We start from the raw sequence: 15432 nt of genomic DNA, 5'->3' as shown, positions 1-15432 counted from the left end.
ACTTCAAATAATAATTTCATCTCTATTAAATTTTTCTTCACTTCTTTAACCCCTTTTTTCCCTTTTTTAACTATATATAAGGTGAAGGGAGGTGAAACACCATGGCAACAGCATTCTTATCAGATTCACAATTGCGTTTAGTTTTTGAAACTGGTTTTGACGAAGAAGGAAAAGCAATCTACAAGAGTAAGAACTTCAACAATATTAAGACATCAGCAGACGTAGATAGTCTTTTCGCAGTGGCGACTAGCATCGTGAGTATGCAGCAGTATCCACTCAGCTCAATCGAGCGTAATGACAAGCACCTTTTAGGTGAGTAATGAGGGGGCTTAACTTTTAAAGAAAGGAGGAGAACAAATTGGCAAAAACACTTCAATTACAGTTTTTAAATCAAGAGAATAAGACGGTTACACTTGGAATTGATAACCCGATTGAGCCTGTTGATCCAGTAGCGTTGAACGCTACGATGGACACAATTCTATCAGCAAATGTATTCGTTACTGCCGGTGGTGATCTGGTAAGTAAAAAAGGCGCTCGTATTGTTGAGCGTAATGTAGCAGAGGTTATGTAATTGAGTTTGGAGTCAGCATCACTTGGTGGTGCTGGCTATTTTTATCAGATAAGGAGGATGTTTGATGGAGCAACTTTTACCTTATGTTAGCGAGGTCGGATTTCCGATTGTAGTAACCCTTTACTTACTGCACCGGATTGAAGCGAAGTTAACGACGTTGAATGATTCAATCCAGGAACTCCCTGTAAAGTTACGAGAGTAGTGTAGTCTTTTGTTGATGAGCAGGTCAAAGGAATTCCTTTGACCGTTTTTATTTTTCATAGATTTCTAATCTCAGGTGATCAGGATCTTCAAAGAAGGTGAATCTTTTCCCAGTCAGCTCATCGACCCTTATTGGTTCTAAGACTATTCCCTTTGCTTTGAGCTCATTTACGGCAGCTTCTATATTTTCAACCTCAAAGGCAAGATGACGCAACCCTACCGCTTCAGGATAACTTGGTCTTTGGGGTGGATTATCAAAAGAAAACAATTCAATCTGATAGGTATCTCCAACAATAAGATCTAGCTTATACGAATCGCGCTCTGCCCGGTGAGTCTCATTTAATATGGTAAACCCTAACTTATTCACGTAGAAGTCCTTGGACTGAGTATAATCTGAACAGATAATAGCTACGTGGTGAATTTTTGTGATATTCATTGTAGAACCCCTCCTCAAAATAACTTTGTTTCTTAAACAAAGGGCTTTATAAAAACTTTGGAGCATATATTAACACAAATGAGACCTTACTCTGTGTTTTTAATCCCTACATCTTTAGTCAATATACCACAATACCAGGAATAGGCTTACCGGTTCGCTTTATTGATCATGACTGTTTATTCACCTTGCCCTCCCCCTCTTAACTCCTTATAATTCTATGTATCTAATTAGGAGCCTGAAAGGACGAATTATATGGGAGTCGCCACTACAAAAGATATACATACATCCACGGTTGAAACCAAAACCACTTATAAGATTTTATTTATTTTAAGTATTTGTCATTTATTGAATGACACCCTACAAACAGTCGTACCCGCAATGTTTCCGATTCTGGAGAGGTCAATGGGATTGTCCTTCACGCAGCTTGGATTGATTGCTTTTTGCTTAAATATTGTATCTTCTGTCTTGCAACCGGCTGTCGGTTGGTATACAGATAAGCGCCCCCTTCCTTACGCACTTCCAATTGGTTTAACGTGCAGTATGATTGGTATTTTAGGCTTAGCCCTTGCACCATCCTATTGGATGATTCTAATTAGTGTTGTAATAATTGGGTTCGGATCGGCAATTTTCCACCCAGAGGGTTCACGGGTTACTCATATGGCAGCTGGAAACAGGAGAGGGTTAGCTCAATCCATCTATCAGGTTGGAGGTAATTCAGGTCAGGCTTTGGCTCCTATCATTACAGCACTGATCCTCGTCCCTCTTGGGCAATTTGGCGCGGTTTGGTTTACGCTTGTTGCTGCGATAGCTGTCGGCCTCCTTCTTTATATCGCCAAATGGTATTCTCTACATCTAAAAGCTCAATCTAGGGTTAGGAAAAGGTCGGTTCAAGAAAGTAAATCCTCCATCTCCAAATCTATTAAACTAGCATTATTGATTCTGGTCCTTCTTGTTTTTGCACGCTCCTGGTATGGTAGTGCCATCTCTAATTTCTATACCTTTTATGCGATGGAATCCTACGGAGTTACCATAGCTCAATCTCAAATTTATATCTTTGTGTTTTTATTGTTTGGTGCTGCTGGTACGTTTTTTGGTGGTCCTTTAGCAGATCGATTTGGAAGACGGACGATGATTCTACTCTCATTATTGGGAGCAGCTCCTCTTGCAATAGCTTTTCCGTTTGTCGGACCCACTCTAGCGTTGGTCGTTCTGGCAATTACAGGTTTTATCTTATTATCTAGTTTCTCTGTTACCGTGGTGTATGCGCAGGAGTTACTACCAGGAAAAATCGGTACCATGTCTGGATTAATTGTCGGTCTCGCGTTTGGTATGGGGGCTATTGGTTCTGTTGCACTCGGGGTGTTGATTGATTCTATAGGGTTAACCTCTACTATGGTTGGTGTTTCCGTTCTGCCTTTACTTGGTTTACTTACGCTCTTATTGCCTACTGATCAAAAGCTACGGGAGTGGAGTCAGGAATAACTAACAAAAATACCTAAGAAGAGAAGGCATCCTCACCAACTAAGTTGATGGATGCCTTTTTCGACTCTATTAGCTCCTTCAATTAATTTATAATAAAGGTTTTGATCCATTCCAAAAAAACTAACCAGTTTATGGTTTTTATATACTACTCCAAACGTCCCCCTAATAAGTATTAAGTAGGATAAATAACTAATTTACTATCAAGGTAAATTACCCACCTCTACTCTACTGTAGTAAATAAAAACAGGTGAAAACAACCACCTTAGGGAGAACTGCGATGAAAAAAACTTGGCTGTTGGGATTTGGCTTTTTCAGTATCAGCTTGGGCTGGTCTTTGTACAATGGGTTTGTTCCCTTTTTTCTGAATGATTATCTGGCTAGTACTGCAGTTATTGGGTTTTTAATGACGCTTGATAATTATATTGCCTTATTCCTTCAGCCCTATGTTGGAACCAAAAGTGATCAGACAAAGACTCGTTATGGTCGTCGGATGCCCTATCTTTTGGTTGGGATTCCTATGGCTGCTTTATTCTTTAGTCTCATTCCTTTTCACACTAGTCTCGTTACATTAATTATTTTTATGGTTTGCATGAACTTATCTATGGCTATTTTCCGTTCTCCTACCATTGCATTGATGCCTGACATTACTCCTGAAGCAAAACGTACAAAAGCTAACGGAATCATTAATTTTATGGGTGGCTGTGGAGGGATTTTGGCGTTTAGTGTGGGGGCTTATTTGTTTTATATAGACGAGTCCTTACCCTTCTTAGCTGTTTCGTTGATGTTTTTAGTGGCGTTATGGGTAATATTTAAACATATTAAAGAGGACCGAGATGCCATTAATTACGCAATGACCCTTCCACCTAAGGTCAATTATAAGTCTGAATTGAATGCCCCTACTCTCTATTTATTGGCTGCAATTTTCTTTTGGTTTATTTCAATTCAAGGGATGGAAGCGTTGTTTACTTTGTACGGCGTTAATCAGCTCGGTTTATCAAGGAGCTCTTCTGCCTTTTCTTTAGCCTTTTTCTCACTTAGCTTTGTTTTATGCGCGATTCCTAGTGGTTGGTTAGGGGCAAAGTATGGGAAAAAGAAAACCATTTTAATTGGAATCCTTGGGTTGATCATTGTTTTCCTTCTATTAATAAGAGTCGAATCACTCTTTTCCTTACGGGCAATTTTATTGGCAGGCGGAATGTTTTGGGCGTTTGTTAATATTAATGCTTACCCTTATATTGTAGAAACCGGGAGTGAGCAAAGCTTTGGCACACGGACCGGCTTATATTATCTAGTTTCTTCCTTAGCGGCCATTACCTCCCCTCCGATTCTAGGATTACTGATTGATATTTTTGGATTTAGCATTCTGTTTTACGCAGCATCAGGAAGTCTGATTCTCGCCTTTTTGTGTATGCTTAAGGTTAGTAAGGATGTAGGGACGAATACTCCGTCTGCTGGGGTAAGTTAAGGTTTTTAAAATGAACGGGAGGAACCTGTATTGGAGCCTCCCGATTTTTGTAGGTTACGAAGAATTAGATAGGTGTAGTCAGGTTTAGCTACCTAATTAGAGAGAAAAGCAGAGGATTTTGATTGAGGATATAATGATTAGATTAATTTCCTAACCGCTTCTTAAGCTATTCTAGCTCTCTTTCCCCTTTTGCTGTCTCTCAGAAATAAAGTCTTGATCCATCCCGAGTGTGTTTATCTGATTAATTATCGCCTGATGGCGTTCTTCACTATTGTTTTCAATGAAATCCATTCTGTTTCCCCTAGAATCTTGCCTTTCAAGCATCTCTTCTACCATCTGAATTAAGAGTTTTAGCATTCCTTCAATTCTATCAAGCCTTTCTTCTATCATCTTTGTCATTACATTCACCCCCTTTTTGCTAAATTATAACTCATTCTTTATAATTTAGGTATCTAAGATATCTTCAAGATTGTAAAACCTTCTATACTAAATCGAAAAGAGGGATCGTATGAAAGTAGAGGAAAAAATGACTTCACCTAATTTTAGCCTGCAGGCAAATAACGGTGAAATGGTATCACTATCGGACTTTAAAGGTAAAAAGCATGTGATTTTATATTTTTATCCGAAAGATATGACACCTGGATGCACCACAGAGGCGTGTGATTTTAAAGAGCATCATGAGAGCTTTGCAGACCTAGATGCCGTCATTATTGGCGTGAGTCCCGACCCGCTTGAGAAGCACCAAAAGTTTGTAGAGAAATACGATTTACCTTTTCTATTATTGGTAGACGCGGATCATCAAGTTGCAGAAAGCTTCGGTGTGTGGACCTTGAAGAAAAATTTTGGCAAGGAATACATGGGAATTGAACGCTCCACCTTTGTGATTAGCAAAGAGGGAATCATTGAAAAGGCATGGAGAAAGGTCAAAGTAAAAGGCCATGTTGAAGAAGCTTTAGCTTTTGTACGTGAGAATTTGAGTTAATATTATTCCACTTCTTTTTGGAGGAAGTGGATTTTTTTCTCTCTTACTACTAGTACATGATTCCTATTAACTTTAGCACCATCATCATGTAAGCTAGATATAAAGATTGATAAAGGCAAAACTATTGAAAAGTAGTGACGCAAAGCTATAGGGACTAAGGAGATTCTATGTCTGCCAGCTGCCAACAACGGAGAACTTTATCAAACTTTAACTAGAGTTAAGGAGAGGATAAAGAATGAAGAGAATAAAGTCGATCGTTACAGCCGGGGTGTTTGCAGGTGCGTTATTGGTCGGGACATCTGCTTATGCGAATACGGATTCAAGAAGTGTTGAGTCTGGATTAACACCTGATGAGTTCTTTTATTTCATGGACAAGCTTGGTGAAAACATTGAATTATTTTTCACATTTGATGAAGACACCCAGTCTGCATTACTTTTGCAATATGCACAAGAACGTCTAGCTGAGTCTACTAAAATGATAGAAGAAGAAAAACTAGAGTATGTCAATAAACTGGTCGATGAGTATCTAAAAACACTAGAAGAAGCTGAAGAACTCGTTTCAGAAGTTATTCTCGATGAAACTGTTGATGAAGACACTAAGCAGCAATTAACCGAAGAACTTGAGAATACAACAGTTATTGATGAAACAATTCATGATTCATTAGAGGATGGACAACTGGACGAAGTCGTCGAAAAGACACTAGAAGTTAAACTTGTAGCAAATGTTATAAAAGGATTAGATCCTGAAAAAGTGACGACCCTTCGTGAACAAGGTCTTGGCTACGGACAGATTTCTAAAGTCATTGGACTTGCTGAAAAGTCTGGGAAAACTGAAGAGGAAATTTTAACTATGCTTCAAGAAGGCAAAGGGTTTGGCGAAATTGCTAAGGAGCTGCAGGTTGATTTATCGACTGTTGTGAAAAAAGGGAAAGGTCGCAACAAAGTAGTTGATGAGACAACTTCTGATGAAGAGGAAGCTTCCGAAGAAACAACCGAAACCGATGATTCCACACCAGAAGATGAAGTGGAAATTGAAGAGGAAGCTGAAGAAGAAACGGAAGTTGCTGTTGAAGAGGAAGAAACTGATGATGAAGACAAGCAAGTAGTCACTACTTCATCTGTTTCCTCAGAAACAACTACCGTTAAAAAGGAAGAAGCTGCTAAAGAAAAGAATGCCGTTGCCACAGAAAAGAAGAAAATTGCTGAGGAAAAGAAGAAGGCTGCTGAAGAACAAAAGAAAGCTACCGAGGATAAGAAAAAGGCCGCTGAAGAACAAAAGAAAGCTGCTGAGGAAGAGAAAAAGGCTGCTGAAGAACAAAAGAAAGCTACCGAGGATAAGAAAAAGGCCGCTGAAGAACAGAAGAAAGCTGCCGAGGATAAGAAAAAGGCCGCTGAAGAACAGAAGAAAGCTGCCGAGGAAGAGAAAAAGGCTGCTAAAGAACAAAAGAAAGCTGCTGAAGAGAAAAAGAATGAAGGAAAAGGGAATAAGCCAAATCAAGAAGCTGAGGAAGAAGAGAGTGAAGAGGAAAGTGAAGAAGACGAGTAAACCTATTCTTCTTTTGAAAGGACTTGTTACCCACAAGTCCTTTTTTCATTTTAGAAAGGAGTGATCCAAAACTAACGGTTCACTCCTTTTCCCACTTTTTATTTACCCGCTCTGCCTAACCGTATGATTCTGCTCCACCTTCATATGCCGGTTCATCGCTACAAACAACACAACCGCACTAATGAACAGTAACGAGCTCGTGATAAAGAATACAGCTGAGAATCCAAAATAAGCCGAAATCATTCCACCCATAAACGGACCGATGATATTACCTAAGAATCTCAGGCTTGTGTTGTATCCCAGTACCTCACCCTGCATGGAGATGGGTGCTTCTTGACGTATATAGGCAATTCTTACCGGGATGACTCCGCCAATCGCTATACCAAGAAAGAACCGGATGATGGTGAGCTGCCAAATATTTGTGACAAAAGCACCTGGAAGATATACGACCGCCGCAATCACAAGTAGAATAATTAATACCTTTATATAGCCTATATTATCGGCTAGTGTTCCCCATCTTCTACTCATCATTAAATTCCCAAGCCCTGCCGCTGAGAAAACGATCCCTGAGAAGAATGCTATATTTTCAGGACCATGTAGCTCACTAACATAGAGTGAAAGAATCGGTTGAATGCTAAAGTGAGCAATTTGGATCAGAATCGAAATAAACAGTACTGTCATTAACACAGGATTCTTTGCCATGTGAGCAAGGACTTCCTTACTTGTATAATGCTTGCTCGTTTCCTCTTTCGTGCCCGTTTTGTATTCCTTGGTAATCGTTACTAGAATCGCAGATATGAAGATAAACACGGCAACGGATTGAAATGTAGCCGCAAATCCGATTGAATCTGCTAGAACTCCACCAATCATCGGACCTAACAGAGCTCCCGTGATACTTCCTGTTTGTAACGTCCCCATCACACGCCCTGCAATTTCCTTAGGAGTTTGTGTAGAAATATAAGCCTGTGATAAGGATATAAAACCTGTACAAATGCCCATGAAAAGACGAAGGAAGAAAAGCTCTCCTACACTATTTACTAACCCCATTAAGAAAATGGAGATTCCTAATAATGTCGAGGTGAAAATCAATATCTTTTTTCTTCCGTACTGATCCCCTAATCTTCCCCAAATGGGCGAAAAGATAAAAGCTGTGACAAAGGTGATTCCAAATGTCCATCCGGACCAGTGTTGAACATACTCTGGTGAAAAATTGCCAAAGGATTCTATGTACAACGATAGAAACGGTAAGACCATCGTCATACTTCCTGCAATAAAGAAATTGGCAAACCACATGATCATTAAGTTTCTCTTTGCCATTTCTTTTTCTGTCATGATACGCCACTTCTTTCTTTTATGAAATTACTTCGCTACTCTAAATATTATGATACCGAAATATTTTCATGATGGAAATAGGTAATTCTTCTTTTCCTACTTTGAAAAAGAGAAAAGGTAGACTTCTAATATAGATGTCTACCTTTTAATGAGGTCTTTAAAACATTAGTGTTGATTTTCGTTACAGGACACTCGCTTTCCGCGGGGCGGGCGGTGAGCCTCCTCGGCTTCGCCTGTGGGGTCTCACCTGTCCCGCTACTCCCGCAGGAGTCTCGCATCCTTTCACTTCAATCAACTGTGCTAAGAATAAACAATGTGTTTTAACATAGACATTTTATAAAAAGTACCTAGTTGTCCCCGTTTATACTCAAGCAATCCAGTGCTTTCTTAGCATTCAAACGAGCTTCCTCAACTGTTTCTGATGTGGATAAAGTTACCGCGATTCTACGACCAACCTTTGTCACTGGTTTACCAAATATACGAACTTGCGTATTTGGTACGGCTAGTGCTTGTCCAACACCTTCGATTGAGTAATCAGCTAGCTCTTCTGTTGCTTTTAATGGACGGCTTGCTCCTGGTGTAACTAATGTAATTTCTGGAATAGGAAAGCCTAAAATAGCTCGAACATGGAGAGCGAACTCTGATAAGTTTTGCGTCACAAGCGTTACTAATCCAGTGTCATGTGGACGCGGGGAAACCTCACTAAAATACACTTTTTCTCCAGAAAGGAACAGCTCCACACCAAATAATCCAAAGCCACCAAGCTCATCGGTAATTGCTTTGGCAATTCTTTGAGCTTCAATAATTTGTTGTTCAGTCATAGCATGTGGCTGCCATGATTCGATATAATCGCCTTCCTTTTGAATATGACCGATTGGAGAGCAGAACATGGTTCCGTTCACTGCGCGAACAGTTAGAAGTGTGATTTCTGATTCAAAGGTGATGAATTCCTCGATGATGACCCTACCGTTTTGAACTCTTCCACCCTCCATAGCTATCTGCCAGCACTTGTTTAAATCATCTGCCGTGCGACAAACACTTTGGCCTTTTCCAGATGAACTCATTAGTGGCTTGACGACACATGGAAATCCGATTTCGTTTGCACCTTGCACAAACTCTTCGTACGTATCAGCAAATTTATAGTTTGCAGTTGGAAGCTCTAACTCTTCCGCTGCTAATCTTCTAATTCCTTCACGGTCCATCGTTAATTTTGCTGCTCTTGCTGTCGGAATGACATGGAAGCCTTCTTCTTCAAGCTTGATTAACTCTGATGTTGCAATTGCCTCAATCTCCGGAACAATTAAGTCAGGCTGTTCCTTCTCAACTACTTCTCGTAATGCAGCAGGATCCAACATATCAATCACATAGCTCCGGTGTGCAACCTGCATCGCTGGTGCATGTTCATAACGATCCACAGCTACTGTTTCAACACCTAAACGTTGTGCTTCAATGATTACTTCTTTTCCTAATTCCCCAGATCCTAGTAATAACACTTTTTTCGGTAAATACATCGAATGATTCCCCTCTCTTTACATCCCCTTATCATCAATTACATTATAACCGAACTATTTACATAAAAAAATAATAAATATTCGTATTTTAAAGTTTGGATTTCGGAGCAACTTGTATTAAAATTTATATTCCATACATTTTACGAACAATATAAGAATGCTCTTTTTAAAATGAACTCCTTAACCTAATACAAGCTCTCGAATGTTATAATAGTAGGAACATTCTCACTACAATTGGAGGACTTTGCATGCACTTCACTGAAAAGGAAATTGAGATATTAGAAATTCTTGAAAAGGACAGTCGTATATCGGTTGAGACGATTGCGAAGATCGTTGAACTTGAAGATCATGATGTTACAGATATTATAAAGAAGCTTGAGGATTCTAAGGTCATTGTAGCCTACAACTCTAAGGTTAATTGGAGAAAAGTAGATCGTCATGAAGTCGTTTCTGCGATGATTGATGTAAAGGTCTCACCTAAGCGTGATGTTGGTTTTGACGGGATCGCAGAAAGAATATATCGTTTTCCTGAGGTGAAATCTGTCTATTTAATGTCTGGAGCTTATGATTTGTCCGTTGTAGTCGAGGGGCAGTCCTTGTCAGAGGTCGGTAGCTTTGTATCAGAGAAGCTTTCAACGTTAGACTCTGTCCTATCGACTACCACCCATTTCGTAATGAAAAAGTATAAGCATGACGGGGTTATTTTTGAAGATGGTGACAAAGACAAACGAATCGTGGTATCACCATGACGTTGAATAAAACTCAATTCCTTTCTAAAACTGTTACAGATATGAAGCCATCTGGAATTCGACGTTTTTTCGAGCTAGCCTCTACAATGGAAGGGGTTATTTCGCTTGGCGTTGGGGAGCCCGATTTTGTCACATCCTGGTCGGTACGAGAGGCTTGTATTCTTTCATTAGAGCAGGGCCACACTTCCTATACAGCAAATGCTGGCTTAATCGAACTACGACGGGAGATTTCCACTTACTTAGATAGGTCCTTCTCTGTTAGGTACTCACCTGAATCGGAAATCATGGTGACAGTTGGTGCAAGCCAAGCTCTTGACCTAGCATTACGCGCAATCATTAATCCAGGTGATGAAATTATCATTGTAGAGCCTACCTTCGTTTCTTATGGACCACTTGTAACTTTGGCAGGAGGAGTCCCGGTTCCGATTCAAACGAAATCCGAGGATGGCTTTAAACTTCAGCCGGAACAAATTGAAGAAGTCATTTCGGATCGAACAAAAGCAATTTTAATTTGCTCACCAAATAACCCGACAGGTAGTTTATTAAGTAAAGAGGATCTCATACGAATCAGTTCAGTTGTGGAAAAGCATAATTTACTTGTCATCTCGGATGAAATCTACGCCGAACTTTCCTACGATGAAGCATATACTAGCTTTGCTAGCATTGATGGAATGTACGATCGGACCATCTTAGTTTCTGGATTTTCAAAGGGATTTGCGATGACAGGCTGGCGACTAGGGTTTGTAGCAGCTCCAGCAGAAATTTTACAAGCCATGCTTAAAATCCATCAATACACGATGATGTGTGCCCCAACCATGGCACAGCATGCAGCAATCGAAGCATTAAAAGGCGGAAAGCAAGACGTTCAAGAAATGAAAAAGAGCTACCGCCAACGAAGAAATTATATTGTTCACTCTTTAAACGAGATTGGTTTACCTTGTCATATGCCAGGTGGCGCCTTTTACGCCTTCCCTTCCGTCAAAAACTCAGGACTATCCTCTGAGGAATTTGCCGAACAGCTACTAATGGAAGAAAAGGTTGCAGTCGTTCCAGGAAGTGTGTTTGGTAGTAGTGGAGAAGGATTCATTCGATGTTCCTACGCCTCTTCATTAGAAAGCTTGCAAGAAGCGATTAAGAGGATGGGCAGGTTTATGAGGAAGTTGGATAAATAGCAACACCTCTGAGCATTTATAAATAAAGAAAGGGATAATTATGCAATTGGCATAGTTGTCCCTTAAACAAGTGAAAGTATTTTAAATGATGTTTTGGAAAAGAGGGTTTTCAGCGTTAGCTTCCAAGAGGTTTTTGACGAGGATGTCTTATTAAGGGAATGGACGGCAGATTCTCTCCATCTTATAATCATTGCTTTTCTTCCATTAACTTATCAATTTCTTCATCAGATAATATTCGGTTTCCTTTCTGCAAAGCACGTTCTAGAAGTGCCTTTTCATCGGAATCCGTTACTTCGTATACATTAGGTTCTCTGATTTGCTGGACTTCCATCAATAAAAATTTCCGTTCGCCAACCTGGATGTAGGGCTCACGATCATTTAGTGCATTCTTAAGTTCTTCACTTACAATCTTAATTGGTTTCACTGGCCATTTCCTCCTTTCTTATTGATCATTATTATAGCACATCCTTTTAAACTATCCTTGTTTATGATTCCCACCAATTGCCCAACTCCTCGGAAAGAAGGGAGAGAGCTTTTATTAGATCAAATAACCCTAGAAGGAACATTTGCTTGTCGGTGCTAAACGGGGCACTTCCACTTTTCGGTTGAGGAGGCTCACATCCCTCCCCACGGAAAGCAAGTGCCCGCAACGGATAAAATTTTAATATAAGAATATATTAAAAAGCAGAGCAGATGATAACAGTCGTACATCCTAATCATGCACATTCAAATCAATCGATACATCTCTATTCTTTATAATATCTATAATAATTTCATGGTAAGAGTTAGGTGAAAGCTGCATTCCAATTTGATAGAGTGGCAGCTCTTTTAATAGAAAGGCACTTTCACTCTTACCCAAATCTACGAGACTAAATGTTTCTGGATCAAGCTTTATAATTAAATAATACTTTCTAACCCCATCATCATCTGTAATTAAAATATCCCCTACGGTTGGTTTGGCCATGCCGTCATATGCGTAAATAAATTCCATTTAATTCACCTCATTCTCCCTTTAAAACTTGTAAAACGTATTTAATAGATTCTGTAATACTAGTTTGGACAAAAAACTAAAAGATTAGACGTCTTTACCTCGATTTAATTCCGAGCTTTCCTCTTTCCATACGTGATTACTTCCACTTTAAACAGGGTAGTAGTATAATATCGATTTCTTGATAATACTGTGTAATAGCCGCAATTTAAAAGGAGGAAAAGAATGAGTGGTCATACTGAAGCGATTGTTCAGCAATCGTTGGATGCATTAATGGAAGATGAAAGTTTTTTGAAAGATCTAAAAGACGAGACAAGGAAAAAGGCATTTACATCATTAGCTGCGATTCTTTCAACTCCAAATCATGTTCATAAGTCTTTTTTACGAATTCCGTTAGAGGATGGAAATGTCGTTCGGATTCCAGCTTATCGGGTTCAACATAATAACGCACTTGGACCTTATAAAGGTGGAATTCGGTTTCATGAGTCCGTGAATGAGGAAGAAGTAATTAATCTTGCTTCGTTAATGACATTGAAAAATGCCCTTCATGATGTTCCTTATGGAGGAGGTAAAGGTGGAGTTGTCATTAACCCACGAACATTCTCAGTTAAGGAATTACATCAAATTTGTAAAAAGTATGTTCAATACTTAAGTGATGTTCTTGGTCCTGATAAGGATATTCCCGCTCCTGATGTTGGTTCTGGAGAAAGAGAAATGGATTGGATGATGGCAGAGTATAAAAGCATTCGCCCTGGTGAGCCATACAGAGGAAGCTTTACTGGGAAAAGTGTTGTAAATGGTGGTTCTTTAGGACGAAGAGAAGCAACCGGAAAAGGTGTCTATTTTTCACTTCGTTATATGCTTCATGATTTCGTGAAAAGCCAAGCATCCTTCTTAACTAATACGAATAATGTATTTGCTAAAACAGCGTTAAGCTATGCAGATCGCCCACTTAGCATGGCTGTTCAAGGCTTTGGTAATGTTGGCTCTGTCGCAGCACTAGAAGCATACCACTGCACCCTTTTACAAAATAAAGTAGTGGCCGTTAGCGACCGAAATGTGACCTTATATAATTCTGGCGGATTAGACATCCCTGCTCTTATTAAGTTCACTTCTACCAATAAGGGAGATTTACCAACTACAGAGGAGGAACTTTCGGATGCGGAAATTACAGCAGAAATTCGTGATCGCGAGGATGTTCTCTATCTAGATGTAGATGTCATGATTCTCGCTGCGTTAGAAGATCAAATTCACAAGGATAATGCCGACAAAGTGAAAGCACAAGTAATTGTAGAAGGTGCAAATGCTCCTGTTACTAGTGAAGCTGATAAATTCTTAAGTGATAACGGCGTCATTATTATTCCAGATATTCTTGCCAACGCAGGTGGGGTTATTGTGTCCTACTTCGAATGGCTCCAAGGTCGTGAAACACAGTTCTACAGTGAGGAAGAAGTCTTTAAACTACTCGTCGATAAAATGAAAGCAACTATGGACACAATTCTCCCTCAATTCTTCGGAGATCCCTTCCCACTAAGGCAAAACTGCTACATCCATTCAGTGATGAAGCTATCAACTGTTCTGTATCGACAGGGAAAATTGTATTAACAAGAAGCAGTAATGACACTCAAAATGGTGTTGTTACTGTTTTTTATTAAGGATGAATAACTCTTAATTCCTATTAATATAGGGTATTGATTTCCATTCTATAGTACTTAGCTCCAATCAACCGGGTAAAAACAATTTTGCACACAAAAAACTCTAAAAGAACCCTTATTTAGTAAAAATTACCATTTTTTAAACTTTGTTAAAAACCTAGAGTTGATTGGAGTGGAAGGCACTCGACTCCTGCGGGAGATAGAGGGAAGTGTGAGACCCCGCAGGCGAAGCTTGTCTAGTTGCAGTGCCTAGCTCCTCGAGGTCAAATAACCCTTCTAGAATAAAAGGGAAAGGCACCCTTTTTTTCTAGAAGGAACATTTGCTTGTCGGAGCTAAACGAGGCACTTACACTTTTCTAGTGAGGAGGCTCACATCCCTCCCCGCGGAAAGCGAGTGCCTGCAACGGAAATCAACGGACTAAATTTAGATAAGTTTCTTTGTAAAAAATATCAAAGTAAGTTCGAAGTTCGTGAGAGAAATCGTCCGAATTTTTTAAAATACCCAATAAAATTTTGTAGCTAAAAATCACCTTCCGCTATATTATTAATCTAAGCATACAATCAGACATTGTAAATGCTCTTTATCACACGTCTCTCTTTTATTTTCTGAATTTTATAATTTTTACGAAGGATGGATGAAGGTTGGCATTGGAAACTAGAGAACAAACTATTTTTAATCACATTGGTAATAAAATTAAAACAGAGGACCGAGAAATTAATATTATTGCTAGATTAGAAGAACCGCTGATTGTCATTTTAGGAAATGTTTTAAGTGACGAAGAATGTGATGAGCTGATTCAGTTGTCAAAAGACCGAATGCGTCGTTCTAAAGTTGGATCCGTTCGCGGTGAAGAGGAACTAAGAACGAGTAGTAGTATGTTTTTTCAAGAAAGTGAAAATGAACTTGTTGCTAGAATTGAGAAACGAGTGTCTCAAATTATGAATATTCCTAATGAACACGGGGAAGGTCTTCAAATTCTTAACTATCAAGTTGGGCAAGAGTATAAAGCACATTTTGATTTCTTTGCTTCAACCAATAAGCCGGTAAACAATCCAAGAATTAGTACATTAGTCATGTATTTGAACGATGTGGAGCTAGGTGGAGAAACGTATTTTCCGAAACTAAATTTATTAGTCTCCCCGCAAAAAGGAATGGCTGTGTACTTTGAATATTTTTATGATAATCAAGAATTAAACGATTTAACCTTACATGGTGGAGGGCCTGTTCTCATTGGGGATAAATGGGCTGCGACACAGTGGATGAGGAGAAAGAAAATATAACGTAAAACTAGCAGTGTTACTCAGGCTGCTAAAATAGATGAATATAAAAGAGAGATCGACA

Annotated in this window: 17 protein-coding genes and 1 riboswitch; of the genes, 11 read left to right on the top strand and 6 right to left on the bottom strand. The window is 39.3% G+C overall.

Annotated elements, in window-relative coordinates:
- Nucleotides 1-101: 101 nt before the first annotated feature.
- The 3 genes from M1D60_RS01810 (at nt 102) to M1D60_RS01800 (ending at nt 773) form a co-directional block, all read left to right on the top strand.
- On the top strand, nt 102-320 hold the full coding sequence (locus tag M1D60_RS01810; protein ID WP_456277523.1) for a DUF1659 domain-containing protein: 219 nt from the start codon (nt 102-104) through the stop codon (nt 318-320).
- A 38-nt stretch (nt 321-358) separates the two neighbouring features.
- On the top strand, nt 359-571 hold the full coding sequence (locus M1D60_RS01805; RefSeq protein WP_456277522.1) for a DUF2922 domain-containing protein: 213 nt from the start codon (nt 359-361) through the stop codon (nt 569-571).
- Nucleotides 572-635: 64 nt separating this feature from the next.
- Nucleotides 636-773 carry a YvrJ family protein gene (locus M1D60_RS01800; protein WP_456277521.1) on the top strand — a complete coding sequence of 46 codons (138 nt, stop codon included), beginning with the start codon at nt 636-638 and terminating at the stop codon, nt 771-773.
- Nucleotides 774-821: 48 nt separating this feature from the next.
- Here the strand turns inward: M1D60_RS01800 and gloA2 are convergent, their stop codons facing one another.
- The gene (gloA2, locus tag M1D60_RS01795; protein ID WP_456277520.1) at nt 822-1208 is read right to left on the bottom strand and encodes an SMU1112c/YaeR family gloxylase I-like metalloprotein; all 387 of its coding nucleotides are present in this window, start codon (nt 1206-1208) and stop codon (nt 822-824) included.
- Nucleotides 1209-1460: 252 nt separating this feature from the next.
- Here gloA2 and M1D60_RS01790 point away from each other — a divergent pair, with 252 nt between their 5' ends.
- Both M1D60_RS01790 and M1D60_RS01785 read left to right on the top strand, forming a co-directional pair.
- Nucleotides 1461-2690, top strand: a complete 1230-nt coding sequence (locus tag M1D60_RS01790) for an MFS transporter (RefSeq protein ID WP_456277519.1) — start codon at nt 1461-1463, stop codon at nt 2688-2690.
- Nucleotides 2691-2967: 277 nt separating this feature from the next.
- Nucleotides 2968-4155 (top strand): SLC45 family MFS transporter, encoded by a 1188-nt coding sequence (locus tag M1D60_RS01785; RefSeq protein ID WP_456277518.1) that lies wholly within the window; start codon nt 2968-2970, stop codon nt 4153-4155.
- Nucleotides 4156-4326: 171 nt separating this feature from the next.
- On the opposite strand, the gene M1D60_RS01780 is transcribed toward M1D60_RS01785, so the two are convergent.
- The gene (locus M1D60_RS01780) at nt 4327-4554 is read right to left on the bottom strand and encodes a hypothetical protein (RefSeq protein WP_456277517.1); all 228 of its coding nucleotides are present in this window, start codon (nt 4552-4554) and stop codon (nt 4327-4329) included.
- A gap of 109 nt (nt 4555-4663) precedes the next feature.
- Here M1D60_RS01780 and bcp point away from each other — a divergent pair, with 109 nt between their 5' ends.
- Both bcp and M1D60_RS01770 read left to right on the top strand, forming a co-directional pair.
- The gene (gene bcp / locus M1D60_RS01775; RefSeq protein ID WP_456277516.1) at nt 4664-5137 is read left to right on the top strand and encodes a thioredoxin-dependent thiol peroxidase; all 474 of its coding nucleotides are present in this window, start codon (nt 4664-4666) and stop codon (nt 5135-5137) included.
- A gap of 104 nt (nt 5138-5241) precedes the next feature.
- Nucleotides 5242-5323, top strand: a riboswitch (cyclic di-GMP riboswitch).
- A gap of 49 nt (nt 5324-5372) precedes the next feature.
- Nucleotides 5373-6683, top strand: coding sequence for a DUF5667 domain-containing protein (locus tag M1D60_RS01770; protein ID WP_456277515.1), 1311 nt, complete (start codon nt 5373-5375; stop codon nt 6681-6683).
- Between the two features lie 102 nt (nt 6684-6785).
- On the opposite strand, the gene M1D60_RS01765 is transcribed toward M1D60_RS01770, so the two are convergent.
- Both M1D60_RS01765 and purT read right to left on the bottom strand, forming a co-directional pair.
- Complete coding sequence (locus M1D60_RS01765; RefSeq protein ID WP_456277514.1) at nt 6786-8015, bottom strand: MFS transporter; 1230 nt, start codon at nt 8013-8015, stop codon at nt 6786-6788.
- Between the two features lie 347 nt (nt 8016-8362).
- Complete coding sequence (gene purT, locus M1D60_RS01760) at nt 8363-9526, bottom strand: phosphoribosylglycinamide formyltransferase 2 (protein WP_456277513.1); 1164 nt, start codon at nt 9524-9526, stop codon at nt 8363-8365.
- Between the two features lie 248 nt (nt 9527-9774).
- On the opposite strand from purT, the gene M1D60_RS01755 reads away from it, so the two are divergent.
- On the top strand, nt 9775-10275 hold the full coding sequence (locus M1D60_RS01755) for an Lrp/AsnC family transcriptional regulator (RefSeq protein WP_456277512.1): 501 nt from the start codon (nt 9775-9777) through the stop codon (nt 10273-10275).
- Nucleotides 10272-11447 (top strand): aminotransferase, encoded by a 1176-nt coding sequence (locus M1D60_RS01750; protein WP_456277511.1) that lies wholly within the window; start codon nt 10272-10274, stop codon nt 11445-11447. The genes M1D60_RS01755 and M1D60_RS01750 overlap by 4 nt, the downstream gene beginning before the upstream one ends.
- A gap of 187 nt (nt 11448-11634) precedes the next feature.
- On the opposite strand, the gene M1D60_RS01745 is transcribed toward M1D60_RS01750, so the two are convergent.
- Together M1D60_RS01745 and M1D60_RS01740 are read right to left on the bottom strand one after the other, a co-directional pair.
- Nucleotides 11635-11871, bottom strand: a complete 237-nt coding sequence (locus tag M1D60_RS01745; RefSeq protein WP_456277510.1) for a hypothetical protein — start codon at nt 11869-11871, stop codon at nt 11635-11637.
- Nucleotides 11872-12159: 288 nt separating this feature from the next.
- A complete protein-coding gene (locus M1D60_RS01740) occupies nt 12160-12438 on the bottom strand; it encodes a hypothetical protein (protein WP_456277509.1) in 279 nt (92 codons plus the stop codon).
- A gap of 222 nt (nt 12439-12660) precedes the next feature.
- Between M1D60_RS01740 and M1D60_RS01735 the strand changes: the two genes are divergently transcribed.
- Both M1D60_RS01735 and M1D60_RS01730 read left to right on the top strand, forming a co-directional pair.
- The gene (locus tag M1D60_RS01735) at nt 12661-14040 is read left to right on the top strand and encodes a Glu/Leu/Phe/Val family dehydrogenase (RefSeq protein ID WP_456277508.1); all 1380 of its coding nucleotides are present in this window, start codon (nt 12661-12663) and stop codon (nt 14038-14040) included.
- A 692-nt stretch (nt 14041-14732) separates the two neighbouring features.
- Nucleotides 14733-15371 (top strand): 2OG-Fe(II) oxygenase, encoded by a 639-nt coding sequence (locus tag M1D60_RS01730; RefSeq protein ID WP_456277507.1) that lies wholly within the window; start codon nt 14733-14735, stop codon nt 15369-15371.
- Nucleotides 15372-15432 lie beyond the last annotated feature (61 nt).

It is taken from the genome of Bacillus sp. AK128, from assembly GCF_053903075.1.
Note: the sequence above shows the minus strand (reverse complement) of the source record. Positions and strands in the feature narration are given on the sequence as shown.

Coding starts and splice junctions, on each gene's coding strand:
- M1D60_RS01810 (WP_456277523.1), top strand. CDS start 102: ATGGCAACAGCATTCTTATCAGATTCACAATTGCGTTTAGTTTTTGAA.
- M1D60_RS01800 (WP_456277521.1), top strand. CDS start 636: ATGGAGCAACTTTTACCTTATGTTAGCGAGGTCGGATTTCCGATTGTA.
- gloA2 (WP_456277520.1), bottom strand. CDS start 1,208: ATGAATATCACAAAAATTCACCACGTAGCTATTATCTGTTCAGATTAT.
- M1D60_RS01790 (WP_456277519.1), top strand. CDS start 1,461: ATGGGAGTCGCCACTACAAAAGATATACATACATCCACGGTTGAAACC.
- M1D60_RS01785 (WP_456277518.1), top strand. CDS start 2,968: ATGAAAAAAACTTGGCTGTTGGGATTTGGCTTTTTCAGTATCAGCTTG.
- M1D60_RS01780 (WP_456277517.1), bottom strand. CDS start 4,554: ATGACAAAGATGATAGAAGAAAGGCTTGATAGAATTGAAGGAATGCTA.
- bcp (WP_456277516.1), top strand. CDS start 4,664: ATGAAAGTAGAGGAAAAAATGACTTCACCTAATTTTAGCCTGCAGGCA.
- M1D60_RS01770 (WP_456277515.1), top strand. CDS start 5,373: ATGAAGAGAATAAAGTCGATCGTTACAGCCGGGGTGTTTGCAGGTGCG.
- M1D60_RS01765 (WP_456277514.1), bottom strand. CDS start 8,015: ATGACAGAAAAAGAAATGGCAAAGAGAAACTTAATGATCATGTGGTTT.
- purT (WP_456277513.1), bottom strand. CDS start 9,526: ATGTATTTACCGAAAAAAGTGTTATTACTAGGATCTGGGGAATTAGGA.
- M1D60_RS01755 (WP_456277512.1), top strand. CDS start 9,775: ATGCACTTCACTGAAAAGGAAATTGAGATATTAGAAATTCTTGAAAAG.
- M1D60_RS01750 (WP_456277511.1), top strand. CDS start 10,272: ATGACGTTGAATAAAACTCAATTCCTTTCTAAAACTGTTACAGATATG.
- M1D60_RS01740 (WP_456277509.1), bottom strand. CDS start 12,438: ATGGAATTTATTTACGCATATGACGGCATGGCCAAACCAACCGTAGGG.
- M1D60_RS01735 (WP_456277508.1), top strand. CDS start 12,661: ATGAGTGGTCATACTGAAGCGATTGTTCAGCAATCGTTGGATGCATTA.